The sequence below is a fragment of the Fluviicola sp. genome (genome assembly GCF_029266855.1).
Classification (GTDB): domain Bacteria; phylum Bacteroidota; class Bacteroidia; order Flavobacteriales_D; family Crocinitomicaceae; genus Fluviicola.
Genome location: NZ_JAQSWB010000001.1, coordinates 880,211 through 906,758, shown reverse-complemented (window position 1 = coordinate 906,758; position 26,548 = coordinate 880,211). Strand labels below are relative to the sequence as shown.

Annotated in this window: 26 protein-coding genes and 1 riboswitch; of the genes, 22 read left to right on the top strand and 4 right to left on the bottom strand. The window is 41.3% G+C overall.

The features are described from left to right. Positions 1–156: 156 nt before the first annotated feature. From K0S23_RS04220 to K0S23_RS04150, 15 genes are all read left to right on the top strand, one after another. Positions 157–1,482, top strand: coding sequence for a T9SS type A sorting domain-containing protein (locus tag K0S23_RS04220; protein ID WP_300354714.1), 1,326 nt, complete (start codon positions 157–159; stop codon positions 1,480–1,482). Positions 1,483–1,652: 170 nt separating this feature from the next. Continuing rightward, the gene (locus K0S23_RS04215; RefSeq protein WP_300354710.1) at positions 1,653–1,973 is read left to right on the top strand and encodes a metalloregulator ArsR/SmtB family transcription factor; all 321 of its coding nucleotides are present in this window, start codon (positions 1,653–1,655) and stop codon (positions 1,971–1,973) included. Between the two features lie 112 nt (positions 1,974–2,085). Next, entirely contained in the window at positions 2,086–2,544 is a 459-nt protein-coding gene (locus K0S23_RS04210) for an SRPBCC domain-containing protein (RefSeq protein WP_300354707.1), read from the top strand. 84 nt (positions 2,545–2,628) lie between these two features. After that, entirely contained in the window at positions 2,629–3,012 is a 384-nt protein-coding gene (locus K0S23_RS04205) for a DoxX family protein (protein WP_300354704.1), read from the top strand. Positions 3,013–3,028: 16 nt separating this feature from the next. Then, a complete protein-coding gene (locus K0S23_RS04200) occupies positions 3,029–3,634 on the top strand; it encodes a DUF1801 domain-containing protein (protein WP_300354702.1) in 606 nt (201 codons plus the stop codon). Positions 3,635–3,673: 39 nt separating this feature from the next. Next, positions 3,674–3,847, top strand: coding sequence for a four helix bundle protein (locus tag K0S23_RS04195; RefSeq protein ID WP_366944281.1), 174 nt, complete (start codon positions 3,674–3,676; stop codon positions 3,845–3,847). Positions 3,848–4,013: 166 nt separating this feature from the next. Beyond that, the gene (locus K0S23_RS04190) at positions 4,014–4,571 is read left to right on the top strand and encodes a DUF4256 domain-containing protein (RefSeq protein ID WP_300354699.1); all 558 of its coding nucleotides are present in this window, start codon (positions 4,014–4,016) and stop codon (positions 4,569–4,571) included. A gap of 23 nt (positions 4,572–4,594) precedes the next feature. Next, on the top strand, positions 4,595–5,059 hold the full coding sequence (locus K0S23_RS04185; RefSeq protein WP_300354696.1) for an SRPBCC family protein: 465 nt from the start codon (positions 4,595–4,597) through the stop codon (positions 5,057–5,059). A gap of 69 nt (positions 5,060–5,128) precedes the next feature. Continuing rightward, complete coding sequence (locus K0S23_RS04180) at positions 5,129–6,112, top strand: winged helix-turn-helix domain-containing protein (protein ID WP_300354693.1); 984 nt, start codon at positions 5,129–5,131, stop codon at positions 6,110–6,112. Between the two features lie 694 nt (positions 6,113–6,806). Further along, positions 6,807–7,223, top strand: coding sequence for a DUF1761 domain-containing protein (locus K0S23_RS04175; protein WP_300354690.1), 417 nt, complete (start codon positions 6,807–6,809; stop codon positions 7,221–7,223). Between the two features lie 90 nt (positions 7,224–7,313). Then, positions 7,314–7,886 (top strand): YdeI family protein, encoded by a 573-nt coding sequence (locus tag K0S23_RS04170; RefSeq protein ID WP_300354687.1) that lies wholly within the window; start codon positions 7,314–7,316, stop codon positions 7,884–7,886. Between the two features lie 317 nt (positions 7,887–8,203). Then, the gene (locus K0S23_RS04165) at positions 8,204–9,922 is read left to right on the top strand and encodes a DUF4331 domain-containing protein (protein ID WP_300354684.1); all 1,719 of its coding nucleotides are present in this window, start codon (positions 8,204–8,206) and stop codon (positions 9,920–9,922) included. Between the two features lie 28 nt (positions 9,923–9,950). Beyond that, on the top strand, positions 9,951–12,005 hold the full coding sequence (locus K0S23_RS04160) for a DUF4331 family protein (RefSeq protein WP_300354681.1): 2,055 nt from the start codon (positions 9,951–9,953) through the stop codon (positions 12,003–12,005). Positions 12,006–12,403: 398 nt separating this feature from the next. Next, entirely contained in the window at positions 12,404–13,738 is a 1,335-nt protein-coding gene (locus K0S23_RS04155) for a hypothetical protein (RefSeq protein WP_300354678.1), read from the top strand. 30 nt (positions 13,739–13,768) lie between these two features. Beyond that, positions 13,769–16,036 carry a TonB-dependent receptor plug domain-containing protein gene (locus tag K0S23_RS04150; protein ID WP_300354675.1) on the top strand — a complete coding sequence of 756 codons (2,268 nt, stop codon included), beginning with the start codon at positions 13,769–13,771 and terminating at the stop codon, positions 16,034–16,036. A 135-nt stretch (positions 16,037–16,171) separates the two neighbouring features. On the opposite strand, the gene K0S23_RS04145 is transcribed toward K0S23_RS04150, so the two are convergent. Then, positions 16,172–17,500, bottom strand: coding sequence for a T9SS type A sorting domain-containing protein (locus tag K0S23_RS04145; protein ID WP_300354672.1), 1,329 nt, complete (start codon positions 17,498–17,500; stop codon positions 16,172–16,174). A 470-nt stretch (positions 17,501–17,970) separates the two neighbouring features. Beyond that, on the bottom strand, positions 17,971–18,720 hold the full coding sequence (locus tag K0S23_RS04140) for a hypothetical protein (RefSeq protein ID WP_300354669.1): 750 nt from the start codon (positions 18,718–18,720) through the stop codon (positions 17,971–17,973). 165 nt (positions 18,721–18,885) lie between these two features. On the opposite strand from K0S23_RS04140, the gene K0S23_RS04135 reads away from it, so the two are divergent. From K0S23_RS04135 to K0S23_RS04120, 4 genes are all read left to right on the top strand, one after another. Then, a complete protein-coding gene (locus K0S23_RS04135; RefSeq protein WP_300354666.1) occupies positions 18,886–19,206 on the top strand; it encodes a metalloregulator ArsR/SmtB family transcription factor in 321 nt (106 codons plus the stop codon). Then, positions 19,203–20,168 (top strand): SRPBCC domain-containing protein, encoded by a 966-nt coding sequence (locus tag K0S23_RS04130; RefSeq protein ID WP_300354663.1) that lies wholly within the window; start codon positions 19,203–19,205, stop codon positions 20,166–20,168. Before K0S23_RS04135 ends, K0S23_RS04130 begins: the two co-directional genes overlap by 4 nt. Before the next feature lie 118 nt (positions 20,169–20,286). After that, on the top strand, positions 20,287–20,793 hold the full coding sequence (locus tag K0S23_RS04125; protein WP_300354660.1) for an SRPBCC domain-containing protein: 507 nt from the start codon (positions 20,287–20,289) through the stop codon (positions 20,791–20,793). 5 nt (positions 20,794–20,798) lie between these two features. Further along, complete coding sequence (locus K0S23_RS04120; protein WP_300354658.1) at positions 20,799–21,176, top strand: DoxX family membrane protein; 378 nt, start codon at positions 20,799–20,801, stop codon at positions 21,174–21,176. A gap of 208 nt (positions 21,177–21,384) precedes the next feature. Here the strand turns inward: K0S23_RS04120 and K0S23_RS04115 are convergent, their stop codons facing one another. Together K0S23_RS04115 and K0S23_RS04110 are read right to left on the bottom strand one after the other, a co-directional pair. Further along, positions 21,385–23,784, bottom strand: coding sequence for a hypothetical protein (locus tag K0S23_RS04115; RefSeq protein ID WP_300354656.1), 2,400 nt, complete (start codon positions 23,782–23,784; stop codon positions 21,385–21,387). A gap of 107 nt (positions 23,785–23,891) precedes the next feature. After that, complete coding sequence (locus K0S23_RS04110; RefSeq protein ID WP_300354653.1) at positions 23,892–24,233, bottom strand: hypothetical protein; 342 nt, start codon at positions 24,231–24,233, stop codon at positions 23,892–23,894. A 576-nt stretch (positions 24,234–24,809) separates the two neighbouring features. Next, positions 24,810–24,954: riboswitch (cobalamin riboswitch) on the top strand. Between the two features lie 141 nt (positions 24,955–25,095). Here K0S23_RS04110 and K0S23_RS04105 point away from each other — a divergent pair. The 3 genes from K0S23_RS04105 to K0S23_RS04095 all read left to right on the top strand — a co-directional run bounded on the left by K0S23_RS04105 (position 25,096) and on the right by K0S23_RS04095 (position 26,503). Continuing rightward, positions 25,096–25,344: a cysteine-rich CWC family protein gene (locus K0S23_RS04105; protein ID WP_300354650.1), complete on the top strand. Its 249-nt coding sequence runs from the start codon at positions 25,096–25,098 to the stop codon at positions 25,342–25,344. A gap of 71 nt (positions 25,345–25,415) precedes the next feature. Continuing rightward, the gene (locus K0S23_RS04100) at positions 25,416–25,805 is read left to right on the top strand and encodes an acyl-CoA thioesterase (RefSeq protein WP_300354647.1); all 390 of its coding nucleotides are present in this window, start codon (positions 25,416–25,418) and stop codon (positions 25,803–25,805) included. A 71-nt stretch (positions 25,806–25,876) separates the two neighbouring features. Further along, positions 25,877–26,503, top strand: coding sequence for a hypothetical protein (locus tag K0S23_RS04095; protein WP_300354644.1), 627 nt, complete (start codon positions 25,877–25,879; stop codon positions 26,501–26,503). The last annotated feature ends 45 nt before the right edge of the window (positions 26,504–26,548 follow it).

The window sequence follows — 26,548 nt, the reverse complement described above, 5'->3', positions numbered from 1 at the left end:
GTAAATGTAATACTCTTTTTTTAGGGTGTACTGTCTTTGTAAGCACAGAAATAAGAATTCCCCCGGTTAATCCCTCTACTTTCGATTCAAGGTTGCAGTTTCTGAATTTTAACAGCATTGCTGCAACTGCAATTAACTATAAAATACCATATAAAAATGAAAAAAAAGCTAGTAATCATTGCGGGATTTGTTGGTCTTTCTCACCTCGGATTTTCTCAATTCATTGTAAAAAATGTCTTTTTCCAAACCCAGGGAGTATCAAACACCGGGGAAGTTGCCGGATATGAAGAATGGACCGGACCTTTTTCCATTTGGACACCTGAAACACAAGTTGTAGAGTATATTGGAGGAATTGCCCCGGGAAATGGAGTAGGTGGCGGTGTAACATTTTCGCTGAATGGGAATTTCCTTTCGGGATCTGCCCTTGCAAACAATAAAGTGGAAATGGCGCGCTACGACAGGACGACTAACTCATGGACAGCATTGGGAAGTCTTGGGGTTGCAATGGATACTGCAAGAAGCGGTGGATATTGTATTTCCGGAGATGGAAACACGGTGGTAGGAAATGCCTGGAAAAATGATGGTTATACAGATGCTGTTGCTTGGAACCCGACAGAAGGAATCATTGATTTGGGGACTTTGTTTGCGGGGAAAAGTACAAGAGCAAATGCGGTGAATAATGACGCTTCTGTTGTTGTTGGTTGGCAGGATTTCAACGGGCCATGGAAATCTGCTGTGTGGCGGAAAAATCCGGCGGGAGGTTATTTTCCCAATGAATATATTCTACTGGATCCGAACGGGAACCCGAATGATGAATACAATCAGATGGGGGAATGTACAGCCGTATCCGCTGACGGAAACTGGATCGGCGGAGCTGGAGATTATGCTAATAACAACAATGCCTGGATCTGGAGCCAAGCTACCGGTGTTATTGATTTAGGAACCCTTTCTCAGGGAGCTCAATCTTATGTAGCTGCATTAAGTGATGATGGAACAGTTGCAGTAGGAAGAATCCAGGTGGGACCTTGGGATCCGGAAATTCCATTCATTTGGACACAGGCAAACGGAATGCAAAACCTGAATGATTATGCGCACAATGTTCTTGGTATTGCTACAGGAAATAAATTGATCTACTCGGCGAATTGTATGTCCGCAAACGGAGATTACATTGTTGGATATGGTGTTGATACGGTTACGTTCGAGAGTTTCGCATACCGCTTAAGCCCCTTGAATTTAGGTTTGAATGAACTTTCGAATACGGAATTGAAGGTGTATCCGAATCCGGCAAGTGAGCTGGTTACAATTGAAAATGAAGGGAATGCTTCTCTTACGGTTTCCAATCCTGAAGGGAAGATGATCATTCAAAAACCGATTACGGGAACATATGAATTAAATGTGTCCTCTTTTGCATCTGGAATTTATTTCCTGTCGGTTCAGGGAGAGAACAGCATCAAAAAAACTACTAGGTTAGTGGTAGACTAGTAGTGTTTCATAGTAGAAAAGGAGGTCAAAAATCTCATTGGTTTTAGTTCGCGCTGACCTCCGTTTGGAGCGGGTAAAGTTTTTTACCCGCTTTTTTATTAAAAACTTGCGTAGTTAAATAACTACATATATATTTGTAGTCAAATAGCTACATATATAAAAGTTATAAGATGAATTTAAGAAGAGACGTATTTCAAGCCATAGCAGACCCAACCAGGAGAGCAATCTTGTTGTTGGTGGCTTCACAATCCATGACAGCCGGTGCAATTGCCTCCAACTTTGATACGGCAAGACCAACTGTTTCCAAGCATCTGCAGATCCTTACCGAATGTGAGTTGTTACAGCAAACACAGAACGGCAGGGAAGTCTATTATCAAATTAATGCAAAAAGTATGAAAGAGGTGGCCGACTTTATCGAACCATTCCGCCAACTATGGGATGACCGATTCAACAAACTGGAAGAAATCATGAAAACGTATAAAGACAAATAGAGGAAAAACATCTCCCACGAACGGGCACGGAAAAACACGGAAGTAAATAATGTAACTTATTTTCTTCTTAAGCGCCCCTCTGTGTTTCTGCGTGGGAAAAAAACAAAAAATTATGGAAAGAAAAACACAGATTCACGCCGAAGACGGCAAACAGGAATTGTTCATTACCCGCGAATTTGATCTGCCTTTGGAATTGCTTTTCAAGGCTTATGAAGAAGCTGAGATCGTTGAGCAATGGATGGGAACCAAAGTGCTGAAACTTGAAAACAAAAAGCACGGAAGTTATCAGTTTGAAACGACCGATCCGATGGGGAATAAACACGGATTCAACGGTACGATCCACGAATTTATTCCGAACCAAAAGATCATCCGGACCTTCGAGATGGAAAGTGCAGCTATTGGTGCGCAACTGGAATTCCTGGAATTCGAGAAATTATCTGACACCAGAAGTAAATTGATTATGCAGGTTATTTACCGATCCGTTGAAGCCCGTGCCATGCAATTGCAAATGCCATTCGCAATGGGATTGAATATGGCACATGACCGGATTCAGGAATTGCTTAAAAACTAGGATCGTCAATCCATCACGGAGGATGACGTATTATGGGGTACTTACTCTTGATAATTGATAATTACATCATTAATAATTTACACAATGAGAACAAAAAAAATAATCTATTGGATCGCCACGATCTGGCTTTCATTGGGAATGCTTTCTACCGGAATTGTACAATTACTTAAAATGGACCAGGATGTCGATCGGATGGCTGATCTGAATTACCCGGTTTATTTGCTGACATTATTGGGGATTTGGAAAATCCTGGGAGTGATTGCGGTGTTGGTCCCTAAATTCCCGATACTGAAAGAATGGGCGTATGCCGGTTTTTTCTTCGCAATGTCAGGAGCTGCATTTTCACATATTATGGCGGGAAGTCCTGCAAGTGAAATCTTTCCTTCGCTCTTGCTTTTAGTTTTAACTGTTGTATCTTGGTATTTCAGACCGGAAAGCAGAAGAGTGGCAGTAAGATTGGAACAGTAAAACAAATTAAATGAGTATGAATCCGAAAGTTGATTGGTTTTTCGATAAGGCTGAAAAGTGGCAGGAAGAGGTAAAGGAATTGAGAAGGATCGTTCTTGAATGTCACCTCACCGAAGATCTGAAATGGGGCTGTCCTTGCTACACTTACGAGAAAAGGAATATTGTGCTGATCCATGTATTCAAGGAATATTGTGCCTTGTTGTTTTTCAAAGGTGCTCTGATGAAGGATCCGGAAAATATACTGATTCAGCAAACCGAGAATGTGCAGTCTGCACGACAAATCCGTTTTACGGGTATGAAAGAGATCCGGGAATTGGAAACTGCTTTGAAAAAGTACATTTATCATGCCGTTGAAATAGAAGAATCGGGTGAAAAGGTAGCATTCAAAAAAACAAAAGAGTTCCCGGCTCCGGATGAATTAAAAGCGAAGTTCGCAGAGTTTCCCGCATTGAAACAGGCATTTGAGGCACTGACTCCTGGCCGGCAGCGGGCATATATCCTCCATTTTTCTCAACCTAAGCAAGCTAAAACGCGTGAGTCGCGGATTGAAAAGTGTATGGAGCAAATTCTGGAAGGAAAAGGATTGAATGATGTAAACGAATATTTGATCAGTAAAAGGTGAAAATACTTTCGTAATTGATAAGATATTAAGGCTTTCGAGATGAGCAAAGCACATAATTTTAGAGAATTGAAAATTTGGAAAGAATCTATGGTTCTTGTGAAAGAAGTTTATTCAATTACTTCACAACTTCCGGTAGAAGAAAAATTTGGACTCGTATCTCAAATTAATCGTTGCGCTGTTTCCATTCCTTCAAACTCAATTAATTCTTGTTGAAGATATATTTCAATTAGATCCAAGAAAACAAATTGACAATTTACACGAATTACAATTAAAAAACAGGAGCCTTAAAAGAAGTTTAAATAACTAGAAATCAAGAAAGAGGTTTAAGACATTTCCCGTCCTAAAATCTTAGAATCTTGATGTCCTAAAATCTTGAAAAATGAGTAAAGTATTGACAAAACAGGAAACGGAGGAATTGCTTAAAGTGTTAAAAGCCCGTTTTGAAAAGAATATGGACCGTCATAAAGGCATCGAATGGGCTAAGGTTCAGGAAAAATTGGAAGCACACCCAAAAAAACTATGGTCGCTGGATGAAATGGAAAGTACGGATGGTGAACCGGATGTGGTAGGCTACGATAAGAAAACCGATGAATACATCTTTTACGATTGTTCTCCCGAAAGTCCGAAAGGTCGCCGCAGTTTATGTTATGACCGCGAAGCCTTGAATTCCAGGAAAGAGCACAAACCTGCAAATAGTGCGGTAGATATGGCGGATGAAATGGGAATTGAAATCCTGACGGAAGAACAATACCGTGAATTACAGCAATTGGGAGAATTCGATAAGAAAACATCCAGTTGGGTGCAGACACCGGAAAAGATCCGGAAATTGGGAGGCGCCGTTTTTTGCGATAACCGCTTCGGAACAATTTTCCTCTATTGCAATGGTGCAGAATCGTATTATGCAGCAAGAGGGTTTAGAGGAATGTTACGGGTTTGAATTAATTGGGAATTATCACTGTTATGAAACATACGGAAAACAGAGAACTTCGTACAACAGCCACATTCAATGCACCGCTGGTTTTGATTTGGGAAGCCTGGACTGATCCCGAGAAGATCGTAAACTGGTGGGGACCAAACGGCTTTACGACCACGATCCATGAAATGGAATTCAAAGAAGGTGGGGAATGGAACCTGACACTCCACGGCCCGGATGGTACGAATTATCCGAACAGGAGTATTTACCGGGAAATAATCCCTTTAAAAAAGATCGTGTTTGAGCATTTTAACCCCCATTTTATTGCCACTGTCCTGTTTGAATCACAGGAAAACGGAACGGAAATGGAATGGAACATGCTCTTTGATTCTCCCGAACAATTCGAGATCATTGTGAAAGCACATAAAGCGGATGAAGGTCAGAAGCAAAACATTGAACGGCTTGAAAATTATACGCAACAGTTGCTGGATGAAGGAAAGTTCCTCGATTAAAGTGTAAATTAATGTAAATTACACCTGGAATACTTCACTCAAAGAGCGCATTCAAGTAGATTTGTATCTATGTCGGCAGAAAAGTTTAAACTGGTTTTATTAATTCTTATAAATAGTTTTTGGACCGTATCGATGAGTTATGGCCAGTCTGGTAAAGAAGAACAGCATATCCTGGTCTCCATGCGGATGATCGGACACCAGGTTCTGCTCAGTTCCGGCGATAGCGTATCGCGGGTTTTGCCGGTCGAGAAAATAGCCGATAGTTACAGAATCCAGTTTGAATCAGCTTTCGAATTTAATCCGGAGGATCTGACTTCTGTTATTGATCGTTTTGTACTGAAAACAAAAGTTGCGAAAAGTTATATTGTTGAAGTAAAAAGATGTTGGACGGATGAAGTGGTTTACAGCTATGAAAAGGGAGATTCCATCAATCCGGATCTGATTCCCTGCGGACCGAGATCTCAGCCTAAAGCTTGTTATACTTTGTTCTTTACTATTTTGAAAGGATACGATCTGAAAGCGATCTATAATCCTGCACCTGCGGAATCAATAACTACGGAAAATCTGAAACAAGTAACAACCACCCGGATCAGTACTTCTACTACTGAGAAAAAAAACAATTCGTCTCCCGTAAAAAAACAAACCAGCTATTCTATGATTGCTTTGCCGATCGGCTCACTCTTTGTGCTGATCAGTTTATTTCTCTATTTCAGGAAGAAAAAATCAATCCCGGTTTGGAATGATTTGAATAATCAGGATCTAATTGCAATTGGAAAATCACATTTTGACAAGAAAAACATGACACTTTCGGTAGGGAACGAAACAATAGAACTATCGGGCAAAGAGTCGGATTTATTATTCTTGCTCTATTCAAATGAAAACAAAACACTACAGCGCGAATATATTCTGAAAGTTGTTTGGGGAGATGAGGGAGATTATATCGGGAGAACACTCGATGTCTTTATTTCCAAATTACGCAAGAAACTCGAACCCGATTCCAGTGTCAAAATTGTCAACATCCGCGGAATAGGCTATAAATTTATCGTAAACTGAGAGGATATTAAGATAACATCTTTAGTCTTCCGTCTTCTGTCTTTAGTCTTCTGTCTTCCGTCTTCCGTCTTCCGTCTTCCGTCTTCCGTCTTCCGTCTTCCGTCTTCTGTCTTCCGTCTTCCGTCTTCCGTCTTCCGTCTCCCGTCTTCTGTCTCCCGTCTTCCGTCTCCCGTCTTTAGTCTTTAGTCTTCTGTCTCCCGTCTTTAGTCTTCCGTCTTTAGTCTTAACCTCCGAACCTCCATAAGCTTCTCAAAAGTGTAAAATTAACTGTAAAGAATTTCGTAGAAAAACTACTTGATTTTTGGTTCTATATGGTCCAAGTATAGGTTAAGTATGGATCAAGTATAGGTCAAGTATGGATATAGTATGAGTAATGTATGAAAGTGTTATGGATTTAACACTTGATTTTACTGGGTTTTAGGATTGTTATTGACCATTTTTGGAGAAAACCAAGTCTCAAAAATCCTACTATCTTAAGTCTTAAGGTCCGATCATTCCTTCCCAGAAGTGTAATCTTTCCGCGTACAATTAGACTCTTGACTCTCAGTCTTCGTTTTCGTCTCCCGTCTATACAGGCTAACATCTTTTTCAAATCTCAATTTTTGATAATTAAGCCATTGATAATTCAACACCCCTGACATACCGTTGTCACAATTGGCTTCTAAATTTGCTGAAACATTAAAAATTAAGATTTATGATTCAGTTTATTTCAGAAGTTAATTGGTTAGGCATCCTTGCAGCATTTATTGCCTATTCCGTTCTCGGAGCACTTTGGTTTACCTTATTCTTTAAAAAGCAGTACGCAAAATCCCTGGGTAAAGAAAATGAGAAACTCCAGAATTCGGCTCCTGTCTTTTTCATTGGTCCGGCAGTTTGTTCTTTACTGATTACGATTACAAGTTCCTTACTGATGCATGCACTGGAAATTGATTCATACGCTGAAGGATTGGAATTTGCATTGATCGTAGGTGTAGGATATCTATTCTCCAATACAGTAAATATTGCAATTAATCCGAATATGCCTAAACCGATTCCTTATGGATTGATCAGTGGATTTTTTCATTTGGTCGGAATTCTGATTGTTTGTACTATTTTGGTGGCAATGGGTTAATTTAAAATACTTTGCGCTCTTTGTTGCTTTGCGGTTAAAGATTTTACCGGGGAAGTGTGCAAAGAGCGTAAGAGGTTTATGTATTATTTTATGAGTGAAGTAGAAATTTTTTATCCGGAAAACCGCAATCAATGGCGGAAATGGTTGCAGGAAAATCACGATAAAGCGCAATCTGTTTGGGTGGTGTTTTACAAGAAAGCATCCAGCATGCCTTCTCTTACCTGGAGCGAAGCGGTTGATGAAGCACTGTGTTTTGGTTGGATCGACAGTAAGAAAATAGCCATAGACTCAGAGAAATCACACCAGTTTTTCAGCAGACGAAGAGCAAAAAGTATTTGGTCGAAGATCAACAAGGAGAAAGTAGACCGCTTAATTGAAAGTGGACAAATGACTCCAGCTGGTTTGGCGTGCATTGAAATTGCAAAGGAAAACGGTTCCTGGAATATTTTAGATTCGGTGGATGCATTGATCATCCCGGAAGATCTGGAGAAGGAATTCAAAACTGCACCGGGCGCGGAAGAGTTCTTTTTGAACTTGAGTAAATCTGTCCGAAAACAGATGCTATATTGGATTATCTCGGCAAAACGACCGGAAACAAGACAGAAAAGAATTGCTGAGATAGTTGAGCATGCCATTCAGAAACAAAAGCCACCACAATTTTAGAGCAAATCGTAAAAGAGCACCTCACTCTTAACTTCTTACTTATTAATCCGAAGTGATCCGGTACCTTGGATCTGCTTTGGATTCAATTCAATTCTCTGACTTTATTCCGCTTATCAGTGACTTTCAATCTATGATACAGAATTTGCTGCATGTAAAGTAAAATCCCCCTTGATAACTTAAACTATTGATAATTGATAATTGACAATTCCCCACTTTTCACTTCTAAAAAATCCGGATTCATTCTTTCTGCGTATGTAGTTGGTCTCTTATTCCATTTGGAGAGATAATAGACTATTTACTAATTAATTATGAAAAGGATGAAAAAAATCTTATTCTCGGTTATCTTAGCTGGAAGCGCAGCTTCGCTAAGCTACGGTTCGAGTCACAGAGAAGCACCTTTGATTGCAAATGACCCGTTGGCGGATAACACCGATGTGTATGCTTTCAAAAGCCCTGATGATCCGAACTCAATTACGATCATTGCCAATTACATTCCGACGGAGTTTCGAAATGGCGGACCGAACTACTACAGTTTCGGTGAAAACATTCGCTATGAAATCCATGTAGACAATGATGCTTCAACACCAGGAGACGATATCACGTATCGCTTTACTTTCTCCAAGGTAAATGAAGATCCTACTACCTTTTTCAACATTCGTTTGGGACAGGAAAACCTGAAAACCACCTACATGATCGAAAAAAGTACGGATGGAGGAGCAACGTTCACAACCTTTATGACAGGTTTGGCAGTTCCGCCGCCAAACATCGGTGATCGCTCTATTAATGATCCGGTTGTTGGTTTGGGTGCCGCATCTTACGAAGATCTGATCGCCAGTTCCATTTACACAACTCCGGAAGGCGGACAAGTGTTCTGCGGTCCGTCGGATGATCCTTTCTTCGTGGATCTGGGTGGTATTTTTGATCTGGGTGATGCCCCACGTCAAAATAATGGCGGTGTCGTTCGCGATGGTTTGGCGAAGTTCAATACCCATTCAATTGCAATTAAAATCCCGGTTTCTGTTCTTCAAAAGGACGGTTTGGGAGTTTCCTCCGCAGCAAACATTTTGGATCCGAACTTTGTGATCGGAGTGTGGGCTTCTGCAAGCCGTCAAACAACACGCACACTAACGGCAGGTTCTCAGAATTATGCCGGAAGCTGGGTGCAGGTTTCCCGTTTGGGAATGCCTTTGACAAATGAGGCGGTTATTCCGGTTGGAAAAAAAGATTTCTGGAATTCATTAACGCCTTACCAGGAATTGGCTGAAACGACTTTGGATGAGCACTTCTACAATCCCGAATTGGCTTTGTACATGGATGACAGTTTGTTTGGTGGAGCAGTTCCTGCTTTTGCCGGACTGCGAATCCAACGCAATTCATTACAAGGCTTCGACTTTGGAAACGGGCAAGATGGTTTATGGCCCCTGAAAGGTTCTGCAGCTGTTGCCGGAACAGCTTTGGATGATGCTGTTTTCGGAACATTGTTATTACCGGCTGCCGGAAAACCAAGATCTGTGGATCTTTGGCCGATCTTCCACACCGGAGTTCCGAATATGGCTCCGTATCAGTTGGCAACAGGGAAAAATGGAAACCCATTGGCTGCCGGAAAACCCTTCATTAGTAATTTCCTTCCGAATGGTGGAGATATGCTGCGTTTGAATATGGCTGTACCTGCTACTTCCAGATCGAGTGCTGCATTCAGTTCTTTGGGATTGGTAAATGCTGCTGTTTTAGGATTGACTGATCCTGCATACAATACAACTACTGCGATCCAGTTCATTCCAAATATGGATGGCTTCCCGAACGGGCGGCGCTTGGAAGATGATGTAACGCGGATCGAATTACAGGCGGTGAGTGGAGTAGTGCTGGCAGCTATCGGCCTGTGGTATGATGATTACGATGCATCGTCTTCAACTCAGTCACCGGTTACCAACCTGCTTCTGAATGTTTTGAACTATTCCACGGGGGTAGAACAGAACGATGTGGCATTTAAGACTTCATTTCCTTATGTTGCTTCACCTTGGGTAGGTAAAGATTAACCGAAGTTTCACATTAAAATTTTAAACGATGAAAAATTTAATTAAATATTTATTTGTGGTGCTTCCGTTTGGAACGGTGTTCGCTTCGAGTCACAGAGAAGCTCCGCTTATTGCAAATGATCCGCTCGCGGATAATACGGATCTGTACGCTTTCAAAAGCCCGAATGATCCCAATTCGATAACCATTATTGCGAATTATGTTCCTTTGCAGGTGCCTCATGGGGGACCGAATTACTACAGTTTCGGAGAAAACATCCGCTACGAGATCCACATTGAAAATGATGGGACTGCAGGTGATGATATCACTTACCGCTTCACTTTTTCTCAGACAAATGAAGATCCTACGACCTTCTTCGATATTCGCTTGGGTGCTGAGAATCACAAAACAACGTATCTGATGGAGCGCAGCATCAATGGTGGGGCTTTTACAACGGTTATTGCAGCCGGAGCAGTGCCTCCTCCGAATATCGGACCGCGTTCTATTGAGAACAACGTGGTTGGTTTGGGTGATTCGTATCAAAATCTTATGGATGATGCAATCGAAACCACGGGGATGAATGAGAAAGTGTTCTGTGGTCCGTCGGATGATCCGTTCTTTGTTGACTTGGGCGGAATATTTGATTTAGGTGATGCTCCGCGTCAAAATGGCGGAACTCCTCAAGACGCACTTCAATGTTTGAACGTAAGTACAATTGCAATTCAGGTTCCGGTTTCCGTATTACAGAAAAACGGCCAGCCGCTAAGTGCTGCAGCGAATATTTTGGATGGTGATTATGTTATAGGTGTTTGGGCATCAGCTAGTCGCCAGGAAACTCGCACCTTAAATCCTGCAACAGGAGAATTTGCCGAGTCAGGGAACTGGATTCAGGTATCTCGCCTGGGAATGCCTTTAACCAACGAAGCAGTGATTCCGCTTGGAAGCAAGGACGAATGGAATTCACGAACTCCATACAATGAAAACCCGGCAATGGAAGATTTCTTCTGCAACCCGGAGTTGGGATTATACATGGATGACGCCTTATTCGGAGGAGCAGTTCCGGCTTTTGCACCGCTTAGAATCCAACGCAACTCCTTACAGGCTTTTGATTTTGGAAATACAAACGATGGTTTGTGGCCGATTCGTGCTACGAATGGCGGAGCAGGAACCGCTTTGGATACTTTGTTATTCGGAAATTACCTGCTTCGTGAAGGGAAACCACGTTCAGTAGATTTATTGCCTATTTTCCATACGGGAGTTCCAAACCTGGCGCCATACCAATTGGCTACCGGTAAAAACGGAAATCCGCTGGCAGTAGGAAAGCCCTTTATCAACAACTTTTTGCCAACATTTGGTGATATGCTGCGTTTGAACATGGCCGTTCCTGCCACGCCGCGTAATGATCCGAATTTCAGTTCCCTGGGATTGGTTCAAGCTGCTGTTTTAGGACTGACCCAGGCGCCTTACAACACGACCGCGAATTTGGAATTCATTCCGAATATGGACGGATTCCCGAACGGCCGCCGTTTGGAAGACGATGTAACGCGTATTGAACTTCAGGCAGTTGGTGGGATAGTACTTGCCGCAATCGGATTGTGGTATGATGATTATACTGCAGGCGGACCAAATCCGGTAACTACTGATCTTTTGGAAGTATTGACATATTCCACGGGTGTCGGAGCGAATGATGTTCCGTTTACAAGCGGATTCCCTTACGTTGCAGCGCCGCATCGCGGAACGGATAATTGTCTTGGGAAACCATACAATTATACACAACCTGCTATTCTTTCGCCTTCTACAACTGCCGGACTCGCAGAGAATACGGTAAACGCAGAAAAATACGCGATCAAGGCATACCCGAATCCGTTTACAAGTTCAGTGAACTTTGAATACAATCTGGATGCTGATTCGCAGGTTGAGATACGTTTGTATACCTTATCTGGTCAGCAGGTTGGTACGGTTCTGCCGAATACGAATCAATCTTCCGGTAAGCATACGCAGGCATTCAATACTTCAGGTCTTTCGGACGGCGTGTATTATGCGCGTGTCAATATCAAAGGCCCGAAAGGGAAAGCATCAAAATTGGTGAAGGTGGTGAAATCATAATCATTCAACCAAAATCAGATAAGGACGTGATGCTTCGCGTCCTTATCTTTTACAATACAATAAAGCAGAGAAGGGGGATTAGTATTAGTCCTCCTTTTTGTGTTTTGGAAAATGCGACAGATTCATTATTCGATTCTTGGAAAGAAAGTTTACCACGAATAAACGAATAACACACTGTAGTTAATCTGCGAAAATCCATAAACTTCTCAAAAATGCAAAGTATTTCTCCCTACACGGAATCTTTGTCCTCGGTCTTAAGTCTCTTGTCCTAAAATCCTGAAGTCCTAATGTCTTAATGTCCAAAAAAAATCCGGTTTTCAAAAATCCATAACTCTTTGGAATGCGTATCTGATTTAATTCTGCTAATGAATTTTTTAAAAACGCTAAACGCTATAGTTATGAAAAATAATAATTACTCTTTTTACGCACTTTCAATTGCCGCTTTGTTATTCACCTCCTCCATGATTTCGTCATGTAATTCGACGGAAGAGAAGGAAGAACAAGTGCTTGTAAAACAAGGCTTTCAAATTCCGGAATTACTGGAACGGGAAAAAGATTTGTCGTATGATGAATTTTTGAAGATCAGGGAGAAATTCAATAAGCTTTCCTTTGAAGCCGGAAATGAAAAGACAAAGATTGAAAGCCTTATTAAACTTTCCGAAATCTATATCTATGAAGCACGCGTTACAGGTGAACACCCTTATTATTACAACGCTGCCCTGGTAACATTGAATGAGACCTTGAAGGATACAGCAAAGATGACTGCAGATCAGCATTTCACGGCTTTGTTCTATAAATCAACGGTTCAATTATCCCAACATAAATTCAATGAAGCACTGATTACCGGAAAACAGGCTTTGGCTTTAAATAATACCAATTCAGGAATTTATGGGGTGTTGGTTGATGCAAATGTAGAAATAGGGAATTACGAAGAAGCAGTGAAGAACTGTGATAAAATGATTTCTATTCGTCCTGACTTACGTTCATACAGCCGGATATCTTATCTGCGGGAAATTTATGGCGATATGAAGGGGAGTGTCAAATCAATGGAACAGGCAATTGAAGCAGGAGCACCATACTCCGAATACAAATGCTGGACGATTGTGACGATGGGGAAAATGCTCGAAAATCACAACCAACTGGATTCTGCAATGGCTTATTATCAGTTTTCTGCGAAAGAAAGAGCCAATTACCCTTTCGGGATTGCTGGAATGGCAAGTGTTGAGGCGAAACGGGGAAATTATGCAAAAGCAGATTCATTGTACACAGTTGCTTTGAATGCTGTTCCGGAAATTGGTTTCATTATCGATCAGGCGAAACTATATAAGAAACAAGGTAAAAAAGGAGAAATGAAACGACTGGTTCCACGCATCGAATCCATGTTCCAGGAGGATATCGAATCCGGACATAACGTAAATATGGAATACGCTTTCTTTTTGCTTGATTTTAAAAAGGATTATAAACGAGCATTGGATTTGGGATTGAAGGAGTACAAATTGCGTCCCAATAATATTGATGTAAATCGCTTGCTGGCCTTCGCTTACTATGCAAACGGAGATAACGAAAATGCTGCCAAGCACATCAAAATTGCGATGAAAACCAATAAGCAGGAAGGTGATCTGTATTGTATCAGTGGTTTAATAAATAAGGATCAGAAGCAGATCAAAAAAGGTTTTGCTATTGATCCTTACCAAGACCATTTGTTTGCGGATCGTGCGAGAAAAATGATCTGATTATAAAGTTCTTCTTTAAAACCTTAAGTTATGAAAAATGTGTACTCCTTCGTCATGAATGGCAAGCGATTCATGCTTCTGTTGACCCTTCTTTTGTTTACAAACCTGGGTTTTTCTCATGGTATCAATGGAATCGTCATTGACCTCCAATCCCAGGGAATTCCGAACGCCAGGGTGACTTTGAACGGTACAGCTAAGTTCAGCCTAACGAATGGGTTGGGAGAATTTGTTTTAACGGATGTACATCTGGGCGATTCTATTCTGATTGAAAGCCGGGGATATCAAAAACGGAAGTTTGTAATTGATAACGAAAGTTACTTCGAAAAAAATGTGCTGTTTCAGCTCTTTGAAAATGCAACGGAATTAAGTGAGGTAAAAGTGACCGGGAATAAGACTCAGTTGACACAAAGTGCAAATATCAACCTGAACTTGCAGCCTGTTCGTTCAGCACAGGAGTTGTTGACCCTTGTTCCGGGTTTATTTGTAGCTCAGCATGCCGGAGGAGGTAAGGCAGAGCAATTATTCCTGCGTGGTTTTGATATCGATCATGGAACGGATGTGGCACTTTCCCTCGATGGAATGCCTGTAAATATGGTTTCTCATGCACATGGTCAGGGATATGCGGATTTTCATTTTGTAATGCCGGAAGTAGTGGACAAAATCAATTTTGAGAAAGGTCCCTACGATGTAACCAAAGGCAATCTGGCAACTGCAGGATCTGTCGATTTTCAAACCCGGGAACAATTGGAAAAAAGTTTTGTTTCCGGTGAATATGGTATGTTTCAGCACAAAAAGATCACTGCAGGAATCAAGGTTTTGGAAAATCAAAGGAGCAATGCGTATTTCGCAGCAGATTATTTTCAAACGGATAATTATTTCGAATCACCGCAGGATTTCAAACGCATAAATTTCTATGGAAAATACACAGGGATCGTTTCTCCGAATTTCAAAGTAACTGTTTCAGCTTCCACTTTTCAAAGCAGCTGGAATGCATCTGGTCAGATTCCCGAACGGGCAGTTGCAAATAACGCGATCTCCCGCTTTGGCGCAATTGACAACACGGAGGGCGGGAATACTTCGAGAACGAATGTGCAGTTGGGAGTGATCCAAAAGATCTCTGCTTCTTCCTCTTTGAAAAGCGACTTTTTCGTTTCGATGTATGATTTCTCGCTTTTTTCCAATTTCACTTTTTTCCTGGAAGATTCCATAAACGGAGATCAGATCCACCAATATGAAAAAAGAAAGATTTATGGCGGGAAGACCGAATATAAAAGGTCTGTCTCACTGGATGAGAACACGGTATTTAGTTTCACAGGCGGTGGTGGATTCCGGTACGATGATATCAATGATATCGGACTGGCACAAACAACCGGGCGTACACAGTTACGGAATCAAATTCAGTTGGGGAATATCAATGAATCCAATATATTCGGCTATGTTTCGGGTAAACTGGAAATCAACCGTTGGGTGATCAGTGCTGCTTTGCGCGGTGATAATGTGAACTTTTATTACAATAACCTGAAAGACACGGTGTATCAGCCCAAAAGTCTGTCACAAATGGTGTTTTTGCCCAAATTGTCTTTGCTGTACAATGTCAGGGAAAATATGCAGCTATATTTGAAATCAGGGATTGGATATCATTCGAATGATGCGCGGGTACTTCTGTCATCAGATGAACTGAACAAAAAAGAATTGCCACTGGCCTTGGGAGTTGATTTGGGAACCAGCTGGAAAATCACAAAAAAGCTGTTATTCAGCGGAGCCTTGTGGTATTTACTTTCCGAACAGGAATTTGTCTATGTCGGTGATGCTGGAGTAGTAGAACCCAGTGGAAGTTCCCGGCGCCTGGGAGTTGATGCCGGTCTTACTTTTCAGCCCTTTAGCTGGCTCTTTTTGTATTCCAATCTGAATTATTCGCATGCGCGATCAGTTGCAGAACCAAAAGGGGAAAACTTTATTCCATTGGCTCCCGTTTTCACTTCTGACGGAAAAGTACAGGTGAATTTCAAAAAAGGAATTTTCGCTGCTTTCTCTTATCGCTATATGGGAGATCGCGCAGCAAATGAAGACCGGAGTGTTTTGGCAAAAGGATATCTGGTAAATGATCTCACTTTGGGATACCAGCGAAAGTCATTTGCAGTAACTGCTATTGTTAACAATGTGTTCAATGTAAAGTGGAACGAAACACAGTTTTTAACGGAATCGCGCTTAAAAGACGAGACCGAATCGGTGAGTGAAATTCATTTTACTCCCGGAACTCCTTTTGCATGCAGACTGCAGCTGAAGTTTATGTTTTGATTTGATTTGATTTGCGCTTCTTTATCCTCTGTTTTATCAACTTATTCTTTTTCAGGGGAAGATTTTCTTTTGAAAGGCGGGGATAATGAAAATAAAAAGCCATCCACCGGGGTGGACAGCTTTTTAGCGCATAAATTATTTCACTATTAGTAAGGAAGATGAAGTATTTCCCTTGTTTTCAATTGAAACGACATACGTTCCTTTTGCGAAATCGGATACATTCAATAGTTCTCTTTTGGTGCTTATTTTTGTACTGAGAACGGTTGTTCCGGAGGTGCTCGTAATCACTAATTCTCCGCCGATCAGCTTTTCATCCAGAATTTGAACTTCAACTTTTCCATCTGTCGGATTGGGTGACAATTGGAACCCGCTTTTTTCTGCAAAATCATTGTACTGCGGACGATTGCTTTGCATGGCTTTGGATTCGCCTCCGGGTAATGGTTCGGATGTTTGCGGGAATTTGGTACAAATGGTGTATTCACAGGCAGTACAGTCTTCGTTGGTGAAATTCACATCCAGGCAATAACTGACTACGTTTTTACAGCAACTCAGATCCAGTACTCCAGGGAATTTTAAATCGATCTGAACATTGGCATTGACCACTGTCGGAGTAAGGAAGTTCCAGCAGATTTTTCGGGAATAACCTAAATTGTGCGGATCATGAAGTAAGCCAGGGGTTCCTGCAATCGGAGCTGCCCCAAGAATTGTTCCGAAACGCTCTTTATTCTGAGGATCACATTTCAGACATGCGTCGTCGACGTTAGAAAGATAAAATGGCATATCGATGCATATTGATCGTACCGGGATTCCCATACTGTTTACGTTCACATTTGCGAAGGTATTTCCGTCGGAATCCACAGTTCCTATGATGTTGAATTTGGTATCGTGGCGGCATTCACATGGGCGGGTGCAGCAATCAAAAGTAATCGAATCAATGCTGAGTCCATAACCAACTCCGGGACGGGAATAAATGAAAGAAATATTCGTCACCGGCCCGTTCCATTGAACCCAGCCGGTCGCATTGTCTATAGTAGCGTCGACCGCCGTCATGGAAGACCCCGGATCAAAGAATGGCCCTGCCAAACTGCTGTAAGCGGGAGTAACCGCAGTCAGACTCTCATTTGAGATTCCATCCAAATCAACAAAACGGATTCTTAGGTTACATACTTCAGATGAGAATCTGAAATTCATTGGAATTCCTGTTGATGCGTCAGCAAGGGTGTTCGCCGGAATAATGATTCCATTAATCAATGCCGGATTCCCGCCCGAAGTGACATTTGTAAACTGATGATTGCCGGAACTTATTTCATAATTTACCTGGCTACCGTTGCAGAAATCAAAATTTGGACTGACGGCAGAACTGACGGGCGAACCGGAAACCCAGGTTAAATCGTCGGAAACAGTTTGTGCTTGTGCAGTGCTTGCTGCAAATAACAGCAAGATGCAAGAAATTTTTCTTTTCATAATGAATAGTTTAAAAGGTTGGTTCTAATGTAGTTAGAAGTTTTATTATCTCAAACAGAATGATAAAAAAAATGGATTAAGAATGAAAAACCCTTAAAATCACTTGAATTTGCTCTTCCTCATCAGCAGATATAAAATCAGCAAAAGCACCATAAGGACAGAAATGATTTTGATAATCAACAGATAGGTAGCCATACTTTGATCTTTAATGAATAAAAATGGTTGGTAGTTTCTGGCTGATCGGTTATAAATAGTTTGTAAGGATTCTATTGGATTTTTTTGAAAAGCTTGATCTATTATAGATTCTAAGTTGAAGTTCTCACATGAATTCCCGACTATCAAAACTCCCTGCTCTCTTATTTCGAGATAAATTTTCGCTCCTTGTGTGTTGATTCCCTGCGAAAAAAATAAGATTATCAAGAAGCAAAGATCTTTCATTCGAAATAGTTTAATACAAGTAAGAGTATGGTTCAATCCTTTTTCTTTTTTATAAAATACAACGAAAGTAACAAAGCAAACCCACTCGTTGGTAGCACATACCACCAAACAGAAGTCTCCGAATCTGCGTTTGGTGATTCGGTTTTTTGTGAGTTCTCCGGGTTTGCGATCTGCAAGGCAAGGGGAGAAGCAAGTTTTGGAACTGCTTCTGTAATACTAGAAGGTGCTTTGAATCCAATGGCATCTTCCCGTAATTCATACCTCCATGCCATTCCGTATTTTTTATCCAGGTAGTCAAAAATTACCTGGTTATATCCTGCTTCATCTTCGTGTTCCCCCGATCTGAGACAGCCTTGGGAGAAGAATTCAACCCGGTATTTTTCCTGGAATTCTCTATCTGCTTTGGAACTAAAATCAGGCATCCCGCCAAATCCACCTGGGAAAAGTATACGCGGATCTCCCTTTTTAATATCGGCCTTTGCACCTTCTTCGTTGTAGAGAGACACGATTTCAAAGGATTTTACTTGTACTAAAAGGGAGCTGAGATCAAACGTATCTATCTTCATTGGAATAATACAAGGTCTGCCGTATTCTCCCCATGGACCTCCCGGACCTGTTCTCCAATAAGAACTGTCAAGTGTTGCGCTTATAGGAAGAACTCCATTGGCCGAATCCTTTCCGTTTGTGATTGCCGTATCCGTAATGAGCGAACTATCCTGCTGTGCAATCAATTCAGTTGAAAAAATCTGGAAAAGGGCAATGATGACATAAATCCGTTTCATACGAAGTTCTTTTTAATACTAACGTGAATACACTACAAACGTTGTTTCGTTCAATAGAACCGATGATGACATAGATTTCGAAAAAAAACTATCAAAAATTTGCGAAACCGAAAAGTTGCTTATATATTTGCAACTGATTGGTTTCATATTTAAAAACTGAGTATTATGAGAAGAGACGTCTTTCAAGCTATTGCAGATCCAACCCGAAGAGCTATTATCTTGCTGGTTGCCGTGCAATCCATGACACCGAATGCCTTGGCCGAGCATTTCGATACTACCCGTCAGGCGGTTTCAAAACACTTACGGATCTTAACCGAATGTGAATTGTTAAAACAAAACCAATCGGGGAGAGAGATTTATTACGAACTCAATGGAGATAAAATGAAAGAAATTGATAAATGGCTGGAACAGTTCCGAAAGATCTGGGAAAGCCGCTTTAACCAATTAGACGATGTATTAGCAACCCTTAAAAAAAATAACAAATGAATTCAAACTTGCTTTTTGATTTTTCCGTAAACAAGGAAAATAACACGATTCACGTAACACGCGATTTTGCTGCAAACCTGTCTTTGGTTTGGGATGCATGGACAAAACCCGAACTGTTGGATCTTTGGTGGGCGCCGAAGCCGTTTCGGACCAAAACGAAATCAATGGATTTCAAAGAAGGAGGAGGCTGGCATTACTGCATGATTTCTCCCGAAAATGAAGTTCATTGGTGTCGCCTGGATTATCGGAAAATAGAAAATCAAAAATCCTATTCCGGATTGGATGGTTTTTGTGATGAAGACGGAGTTTTGAACATGGAATTCCCACGCTCTTTGTGGAATAATGAATTCGCTGTGAACGGTGAAAATACTACTGTGAATATTACGATCAAGTATGAAACCCTGGAAGACCTTGAAAAGATCATTTCATTTGGATTCAAGGAAGGTTTCATGATGGCTATGGAGAACCTGGATCAGTACATCGAAGCAAAATTCAAACTTCGGAACGAATTGAAATTGGATCGTCTGCCAAGAGTTTGTTCCTATTTGAATTTCCCTGGCAATACGGAGGAAGCCTTTTTGTTTTACAGGTCGGTTTTCAAAACAAATTTTTCCGGAAACGGAATCCAGCGCTTCGGGGATATTCCCGCAGACCAAAATCATCCGCCGGTAGCAGAAGCCATTAAAAAAATGGTGCTGCACGTAGAATTACCAATAACAGCGAATCATGTGCTGATGGGCACGGATGCCCCGGAAGAAATGGGATTTACACTTATACAGGGCAATAATATGAACATTTCCATCGAACCGGAAACCCGGGAGGAAGCAAAACGTATTTTTGAGGATCTTTCTGCCGGAGGAACAATTACGATGCCCCTGGAGGATATGTTCTTCGGAGCTTACTTTGGATCCTTCACAGATAAGTATGGAATCAATTGGATGATCAATTACAAGAATAATTAGTAACTTTTACTTACTTCAACTCCCTTCAGTAATCTTAATTTTTAAAGGTGGCTGAGCGCTGAAAACCTTGACCGGAGCGTCAATGGAAGTTGAAGATACATTTAATAAAACCAAGATTATGAAGCACAATTTAGCATTTGATTTTTCTGTGGATAAAGACAACAGAACGATCGCAGTCAAAAGAGACTTTGCAGCCGAGCTGCCTTTGGTTTGGGATGCATACACAAAACCTGAAATTTTGGACCGGTGGTGGGCTCCGAAACCTTGGAAAGCGCGCACGAAAAGCATGGATTTCAAAGATGGCGGAACCTGGCTTTACGCTATGGTCGGCCCGCAGGGAGAGGAACATTGGTCAGTGGTAAATTACATAAAGATCCATCCTCAGAGATCGTTTTCAGGGGAAGATGCTTTTTCCGACGACCAGGGCAAGATTAACCGTTCTATGCCACAATCCAAATGGGAAATCACCTTTGAAGATAAAGGGGAAGAACTGACAGGAGTGCACTTCCATATCAGTTTTGACGACCTGGCTCAATTGGAAGCAACCATCGAAATGGGCTTCAAAGAAGGATTGGCAACCGCGATGGAAGGATTAGACGAATTATTACCAACACTTAAAAAATAGAAAATATGAAGAATAAGATTTTGTTTGTGTTCAGTCTGCTTTTTGGATTGCTTTTCATTAACTCCGGCTTGAATAAGATTTTCCAATACATGCCAATGCCTAAGGATATGCCCGAGGACATGATGAAAGTAGTGGAAGCGTTCGGGGCGATTGTCTGGCTGATGCCTTTGATCGCAGTAGTGGAAATTATAGGTGGTATTTTAGTGATAATCCCGAAATACCGGGCACTTGGAGCGCTTATGATCTTGCCGATCATGGTGGGAATTCTGCTGACTCATATTTATAACGCACCGTCCGGCTTACCGATAGCTTTGATATTGGCTGCGGTTTTAGCCTGGATAATGATTGAAAACCGCCACAAATACGCGGCTTTATTCAGATAAAAAGATTAATACGAATTACAATCATTCGTAATTTTCAAGGGGAGATTCAGCAATGTTTCTGCCCTTTTTTGTTAACAAACACGATCTGAAATATAGAGTTAAACCGCGTTCCCATAGTGTTTTTTGAGATAATTATTTCGCGGTGGAAGTGCTATAAATAAGATGTTATAATCTCCCACCCCGTCCCGGAGGGTGGGAGAAATAAGAATTAATTGACTCTGAAACGGCTTATTCGCTGGTTTGCTGCCTCACCATTTTCCTTTACCAAGTAAATTCCGCTGCTTAAAACAGGTAATTCGATTTCACATCTTCCATCCAGGATTAGCAAAGAAACCGGTTGAATGATCTTTCCGTCTAGGCTTTGAATCACGAAATCAGGTGCGTCTGAAACAATGGTCAGACCTTCACCCGGTGAAACAGGATTCGGATAGAGGATTAGTTCATTTTTGCTCAGTTCTAAAAGTCCCAATTGATCGATCACAATACAATCGCTGGTATCGGTGCATGAATTGTGACTTGCGATGACAGCATAGGTCCCGTTAGCTGAAGGAGTAAAGGTAAATGTTCCGGATCCCGGAGCAGGGGTTCCGTCCAAACAATTGATCCAGTTCAAACTATTTGCTGTTGGGGCGTTTACTGTGATGGAAGTAATGTTATCCGTAATTGAACTGATGATCGGAGCCAAAACGTTCACAACTGTAATCACCGTACTGTCATCACCATTCATGTCCTGAAGGATATCAAAATAAGTTCCTGACTGAGAGTAATAATTTGTACCGACAGCGATTGAATCCCCGGCACATAAAGTGATTTGCTGCTGGGTGACATTGCTTGTAAAGCCAATCGTTATCGGACCGTTTACCGGTAAGTTACCTGAACTGTAAAGTGTTCCTGCATTCGCTCCGTTGCATAATCCGCTCGTGCCGGAGGGTAGAAATGCCCATTGTGTTCCGTTCCAAACTGTTAAAGAAATGTCGGCACAATCTGTTAACCCACTTGCAAGTGCATTATTCCAGCCAACTGTCACACCAACCAGGTCGCTTGCGTTTGAATTCGTAAAATCCCAATATTCAAATGCACTGACGCTTTGCATTGGGGTTTCAACAGGTGTTAAACTGCTGTAAGGATTATCCAGGTATTCAACTTTTATCTGAGTGCTTGCTGAAGTCGGGGAGGTAATTGTTAAAGGACGATACCTGTTGGGAACAGTACCAAGCGGAAATGTGAATGCATCATTTCCTGTTTTTTCTACAGCTCCGTTTATAAAGGTTGAATCCGATTGTCCGGACAAAATAAGATTATCAGCGAGTTTTACAAGAACTCCCGGGGCAGAGACAAGGATGCCGTCATACAACTCCAAGGAAGAACCAATACTGAGATTTGTGTTAAGAGAAATTCCGTATCCGCCGTCTGAAGGGCCGTTAGCCTGGTTTTCAATTTGCAAACCATGAAGTATCAGGTTGTTGGAAGTATGATCAACACTTTGGTCATCGGATCCGTTCAGGATCAATTGGTTTGTGTTGTGGTTGAAGGATCCTGAAATATTGAGATTTCCGCTGATATGTAATTCCGGAGGATAAACATGATTAAATGCTTTTCCTAAAGGAATGTTCAGATTCCCCAATTGATAAACTGCATTCCCCAACCCGGATTGATTCCCGTTAAAGGTCGTATTGCCTGATTGGAACACGGAATTACTCGTTCCGTAAACTACTCCGTCGTTCATCCAGATAGCAGAACTAAGATCTTTCCAAACTGCACTGTCTGCAAGAATGATAGAATCTCCTGCCAGCAATTGCACACTGGCTCCGGAGTTTTCCAAAACCGACCCGGAGCCGCTTAATTCCAAATGCATTCCCATCGTACTGGTGGGATCGTTTCCAATTGGTCCGGTAACGAAAACAGAGCCACCTGTTGAACGAAAGTAACCTTTTCCGGCTCCAGGAGCTGCGCCAAGCCAAAGGAGTGCACCGTTGACGTTCAGCGTTCCACCGTTTTGCTCGAAAGTAGGATAGAAGACACCTGCTTCGTTCTCAAAACCGAATTCAGCATTGGTGGTAATGATTCCTCCGTTTTGAACCAGTTTACTGGACCCTAAAGCACTTCCGTCAACCAATGCGATCGTTTCGCCGACTGTTACTGTTCCGTTGTTAATGGTTCCCGTTGCGCCCAACTCAAAAAGCAAACGTTGTGCACTGGATAAACTGCCGCCGTTCATTTCCAGGTGAGCATCATCTACAAAGATCAGTCGTGCATTATTTCCGGCACCGATCAATGAAAAAGCTCCGCTGTTTGTAATCGTGATTTGTGTTCCTATTCCGATAATTTCAACCTGGTCTGTTGTATTCAGGGTTCCGGAAATGGTCAGTTGAGCTCCGTTTTGAACCAGCATTTCTGCAGGCGTGAAGTTGGAACTTCCACTAATGATTGGTTGTGCCATTGCACCTGTGTAATTTGCCGGATCGATCTCAATATCGTCCCCGTTTGAAGGACTTGCCGACCAGTTACCCGGATTATTCCAGTCTGAGTTGACATTTCCTGTCCAGCTTTGCCCGAAAGCATGATTTGTAATAAGATAGATACTAAAAATCAGTAATATTTTTTTCATAATAATATGATATATAAAAACAGCCTTGCTATCCATTGTAAATGAATACAAACCGGACGAAAACCGTTTATTGTTTTTAAAAATTTAATAAAAAAGTACGCGAATTATTAAGCGCAACAGGGAGGACGAAACAATGCAGCCAATGCAGGATTCTTAGGTGGGTGGTTTTTGAAAAGGATTTGCAGATAAGTGTCCAAAGCAATTGTTCTTCCTTTTGGAATAGTTAAGATACCAGGCATAACACCGATCTGAAAAGGGAAGGGAGCTGTTATCTTTTTAAAGGGCAACTGCATGTCTTTATCCTGGTCTTTGTCATTAAAATCGTCTCCAACATAATGCATGGAAATGAAGTCGAAAAGGTCTATGCTCTTGTTTGCTGCTCGGTGTTCTGTGAAATGTGTGAGCAGGTCGGGAAGTTTGAACAATTCTCCAATGGAACTGTTAAACATAAAAATCGGTAAGAGTATGTATATGAACACCTTTTTCACATTGCAAAGATACTAAATTGAGATTTTGACTGAGTGTTTTACCAAAATTTATGAATGATAAATGGAGCCTGCATTTACGGTCATTGAAAAACATAAAATCAAAAATAGGATAAAATGACCTCCGGGTTTATCAATAAAAATTTGAGATCAGGTTTACTTCGGTAAAACCTGTTTTTTTATGTCAACTTCTCTGCAAAGACCGAAGGTCCGCAAAGTCCTCCACAGCGAAAGGCTCTGTCCGTCAATTGACGGACAGAAAATCGAGGGATATAGCTACTATATTCCCAGTATTAAGCATAGATACTCCACCTTTTAAGTATGGATTAAGCATAGATACCCCACCTTTTAACCTGCGAAGTCGACGACAAAGTAGGTTTCCGTAGCGTCAATGGTAGTAGTTTTCGTGCACTTCATCTGGAATAAAATAGGAAAACTTCGTGCTCTTTGTGTGCTTTGTGGTTAAATAATACGTGTGTTATAATATCCCGATAGCTATCGGGACGGCATTCGTAATTCGTAATTCACAATTATCCGTACATTTACCAAACGTTCTTTACTTGTTCAATATCCGGAAATAAAAAGGGGAATCGTGTGAGAATCACGAACTGTCGCGCAACTGTAATTCTATTCGTCATTCGACGGATGAAAAGTCAGGGTACCTGTTATTTCCTGTCTATTCGTTACTGACGGATGGAATTGACCATGCTTTCGCGATTTGAAGCTCATGTCAAGGTTGTTTTTTATGCTCTCTATCCGGGGTGTAAACTGCCTTTACGTTCTCTAAATTTTCGAAAGCGCCCGGAACTTAATTTAAAGAAGTACTATGAGTGATCATGAACATGTAATCTGTCCGCGCTGTAATTCCCGTTTTGAGTGCAAAGTCGGATCAATCTCCCTTTGTCAGTGCACTGCCATATCTTTAACAGTAGATGAAAGTCAGTATATCTGTGACAATTACGAAGAATGTTTATGTGCAGCCTGCATGCTCGAAATGAAAAAAGAGTACAATTCAAAACTCCTCGAGCAACGATTCAATCAGATTTCAACCCTTTTTAATAAAAGACATAGTTAAGTCAAAATGCAAGATTATCGAATCAACTGGTAATTCGTAATTAGGCATTCGTAATTCGTAATTAAAAATATATGAACGTAGAAGAACGTATTCAAAAAGCAGAAACACGCATTTTTAAAGCTGTTTTCCCCAACACAACGAATCATTACGACACCTTATTCGGAGGTACGGCAATGCAATTGATGGATGAGGTGGCATTCATTGCCGCAACACGGTTCAGCCGACAACGAATGGTAACCGTAAGCAGTGATAAAATTGATTTCAAAAAACCAATTCCCGCGGGAACAATTGTTGAACTGATCGGTAAAGTGACCTATCTGGGAAGTACCAGTTTGAAGATTCGAGTAGAAATTTTCATCGAACAAATGTATTCGGATGAACGTGAAAAAGCTGTAACGGGTGAGTTTACCTTTGTGGCAATTGATGAACAGAAGCAGCCGGTAAAGATTTTGAGAGATTGAGCTTTAATTTTACACTGTTTTTTTGAGTTGTAGCCGCTTATTTCCTATTTTCGGTATTGAATAGGCACTTTATGGTTCGATCAATTCTTGTTTGCATATATCCTTGCTTGCTGATATTCGCTCTTTCATGTGAAAGCAGCGGAAACAAACGGATATATACCAGTGAAAACCAGGAACAACTGGTTTGGGATTCTTCAAGTAATTTACCGTTCACCTGTGTAATAGATACACCGTTTTGTACTGATTCTGCCTGTTCGGGTATGTACCGCGGAGTTGAATTTGTATCGGAACGTTACATAGATCGCTTGGATTTAAACGGAACGGATGTGGCACATCAATACTCAAATAAAATGTGTGAGTATGTCGGGAACAAACTGAAGCAATTATATCGCGACACCTTATACAGCAAAGTTGATTTTAGCAGAATCCGTATTTCTACAAAAGGAATGAATTCCAACTATGTTGAATATAAAGTGTACATCCCTTTTAAGCGTGTTCCCAAAAGTCAGGCTATGACTGCTTTTGATCATTGCGGAGGGTGGGGACACAAACCCGAACTCAAAAAGAGGAAATTCGATTTGCTTTCCAGCCCGAATAAAATCGTCAAGAATCGCAGACTCTGGATCAGTAGGCTGTTTAAAACAAAAGAAGGATTGCAGGAATACTGGATTCAATGGCAGCATTCCGATTATAATTAAATGATTAATCAATTAATTTAACAATATGTGAAAATTTAACTGCTT

Coding starts and splice junctions, on each gene's coding strand:
- K0S23_RS04220 (WP_300354714.1), top strand. CDS start 157: ATGAAAAAAAAGCTAGTAATCATTGCGGGATTTGTTGGTCTTTCTCAC.
- K0S23_RS04215 (WP_300354710.1), top strand. CDS start 1,653: ATGAATTTAAGAAGAGACGTATTTCAAGCCATAGCAGACCCAACCAGG.
- K0S23_RS04210 (WP_300354707.1), top strand. CDS start 2,086: ATGGAAAGAAAAACACAGATTCACGCCGAAGACGGCAAACAGGAATTG.
- K0S23_RS04205 (WP_300354704.1), top strand. CDS start 2,629: ATGAGAACAAAAAAAATAATCTATTGGATCGCCACGATCTGGCTTTCA.
- K0S23_RS04200 (WP_300354702.1), top strand. CDS start 3,029: ATGAATCCGAAAGTTGATTGGTTTTTCGATAAGGCTGAAAAGTGGCAG.
- K0S23_RS04195 (WP_366944281.1), top strand. CDS start 3,674: ATGAGCAAAGCACATAATTTTAGAGAATTGAAAATTTGGAAAGAATCT.
- K0S23_RS04190 (WP_300354699.1), top strand. CDS start 4,014: ATGAGTAAAGTATTGACAAAACAGGAAACGGAGGAATTGCTTAAAGTG.
- K0S23_RS04185 (WP_300354696.1), top strand. CDS start 4,595: ATGAAACATACGGAAAACAGAGAACTTCGTACAACAGCCACATTCAAT.
- K0S23_RS04180 (WP_300354693.1), top strand. CDS start 5,129: ATGTCGGCAGAAAAGTTTAAACTGGTTTTATTAATTCTTATAAATAGT.
- K0S23_RS04175 (WP_300354690.1), top strand. CDS start 6,807: ATGATTCAGTTTATTTCAGAAGTTAATTGGTTAGGCATCCTTGCAGCA.
- K0S23_RS04170 (WP_300354687.1), top strand. CDS start 7,314: ATGAGTGAAGTAGAAATTTTTTATCCGGAAAACCGCAATCAATGGCGG.
- K0S23_RS04165 (WP_300354684.1), top strand. CDS start 8,204: ATGAAAAAAATCTTATTCTCGGTTATCTTAGCTGGAAGCGCAGCTTCG.
- K0S23_RS04160 (WP_300354681.1), top strand. CDS start 9,951: ATGAAAAATTTAATTAAATATTTATTTGTGGTGCTTCCGTTTGGAACG.
- K0S23_RS04155 (WP_300354678.1), top strand. CDS start 12,404: ATGAAAAATAATAATTACTCTTTTTACGCACTTTCAATTGCCGCTTTG.
- K0S23_RS04150 (WP_300354675.1), top strand. CDS start 13,769: ATGAAAAATGTGTACTCCTTCGTCATGAATGGCAAGCGATTCATGCTT.
- K0S23_RS04145 (WP_300354672.1), bottom strand. CDS start 17,500: ATGAAAAGAAAAATTTCTTGCATCTTGCTGTTATTTGCAGCAAGCACT.
- K0S23_RS04140 (WP_300354669.1), bottom strand. CDS start 18,720: ATGAAACGGATTTATGTCATCATTGCCCTTTTCCAGATTTTTTCAACT.
- K0S23_RS04135 (WP_300354666.1), top strand. CDS start 18,886: ATGAGAAGAGACGTCTTTCAAGCTATTGCAGATCCAACCCGAAGAGCT.
- K0S23_RS04130 (WP_300354663.1), top strand. CDS start 19,203: ATGAATTCAAACTTGCTTTTTGATTTTTCCGTAAACAAGGAAAATAAC.
- K0S23_RS04125 (WP_300354660.1), top strand. CDS start 20,287: ATGAAGCACAATTTAGCATTTGATTTTTCTGTGGATAAAGACAACAGA.
- K0S23_RS04120 (WP_300354658.1), top strand. CDS start 20,799: ATGAAGAATAAGATTTTGTTTGTGTTCAGTCTGCTTTTTGGATTGCTT.
- K0S23_RS04115 (WP_300354656.1), bottom strand. CDS start 23,784: ATGAAAAAAATATTACTGATTTTTAGTATCTATCTTATTACAAATCAT.
- K0S23_RS04110 (WP_300354653.1), bottom strand. CDS start 24,233: ATGTTTAACAGTTCCATTGGAGAATTGTTCAAACTTCCCGACCTGCTC.
- K0S23_RS04105 (WP_300354650.1), top strand. CDS start 25,096: ATGAGTGATCATGAACATGTAATCTGTCCGCGCTGTAATTCCCGTTTT.
- K0S23_RS04100 (WP_300354647.1), top strand. CDS start 25,416: ATGAACGTAGAAGAACGTATTCAAAAAGCAGAAACACGCATTTTTAAA.
- K0S23_RS04095 (WP_300354644.1), top strand. CDS start 25,877: ATGGTTCGATCAATTCTTGTTTGCATATATCCTTGCTTGCTGATATTC.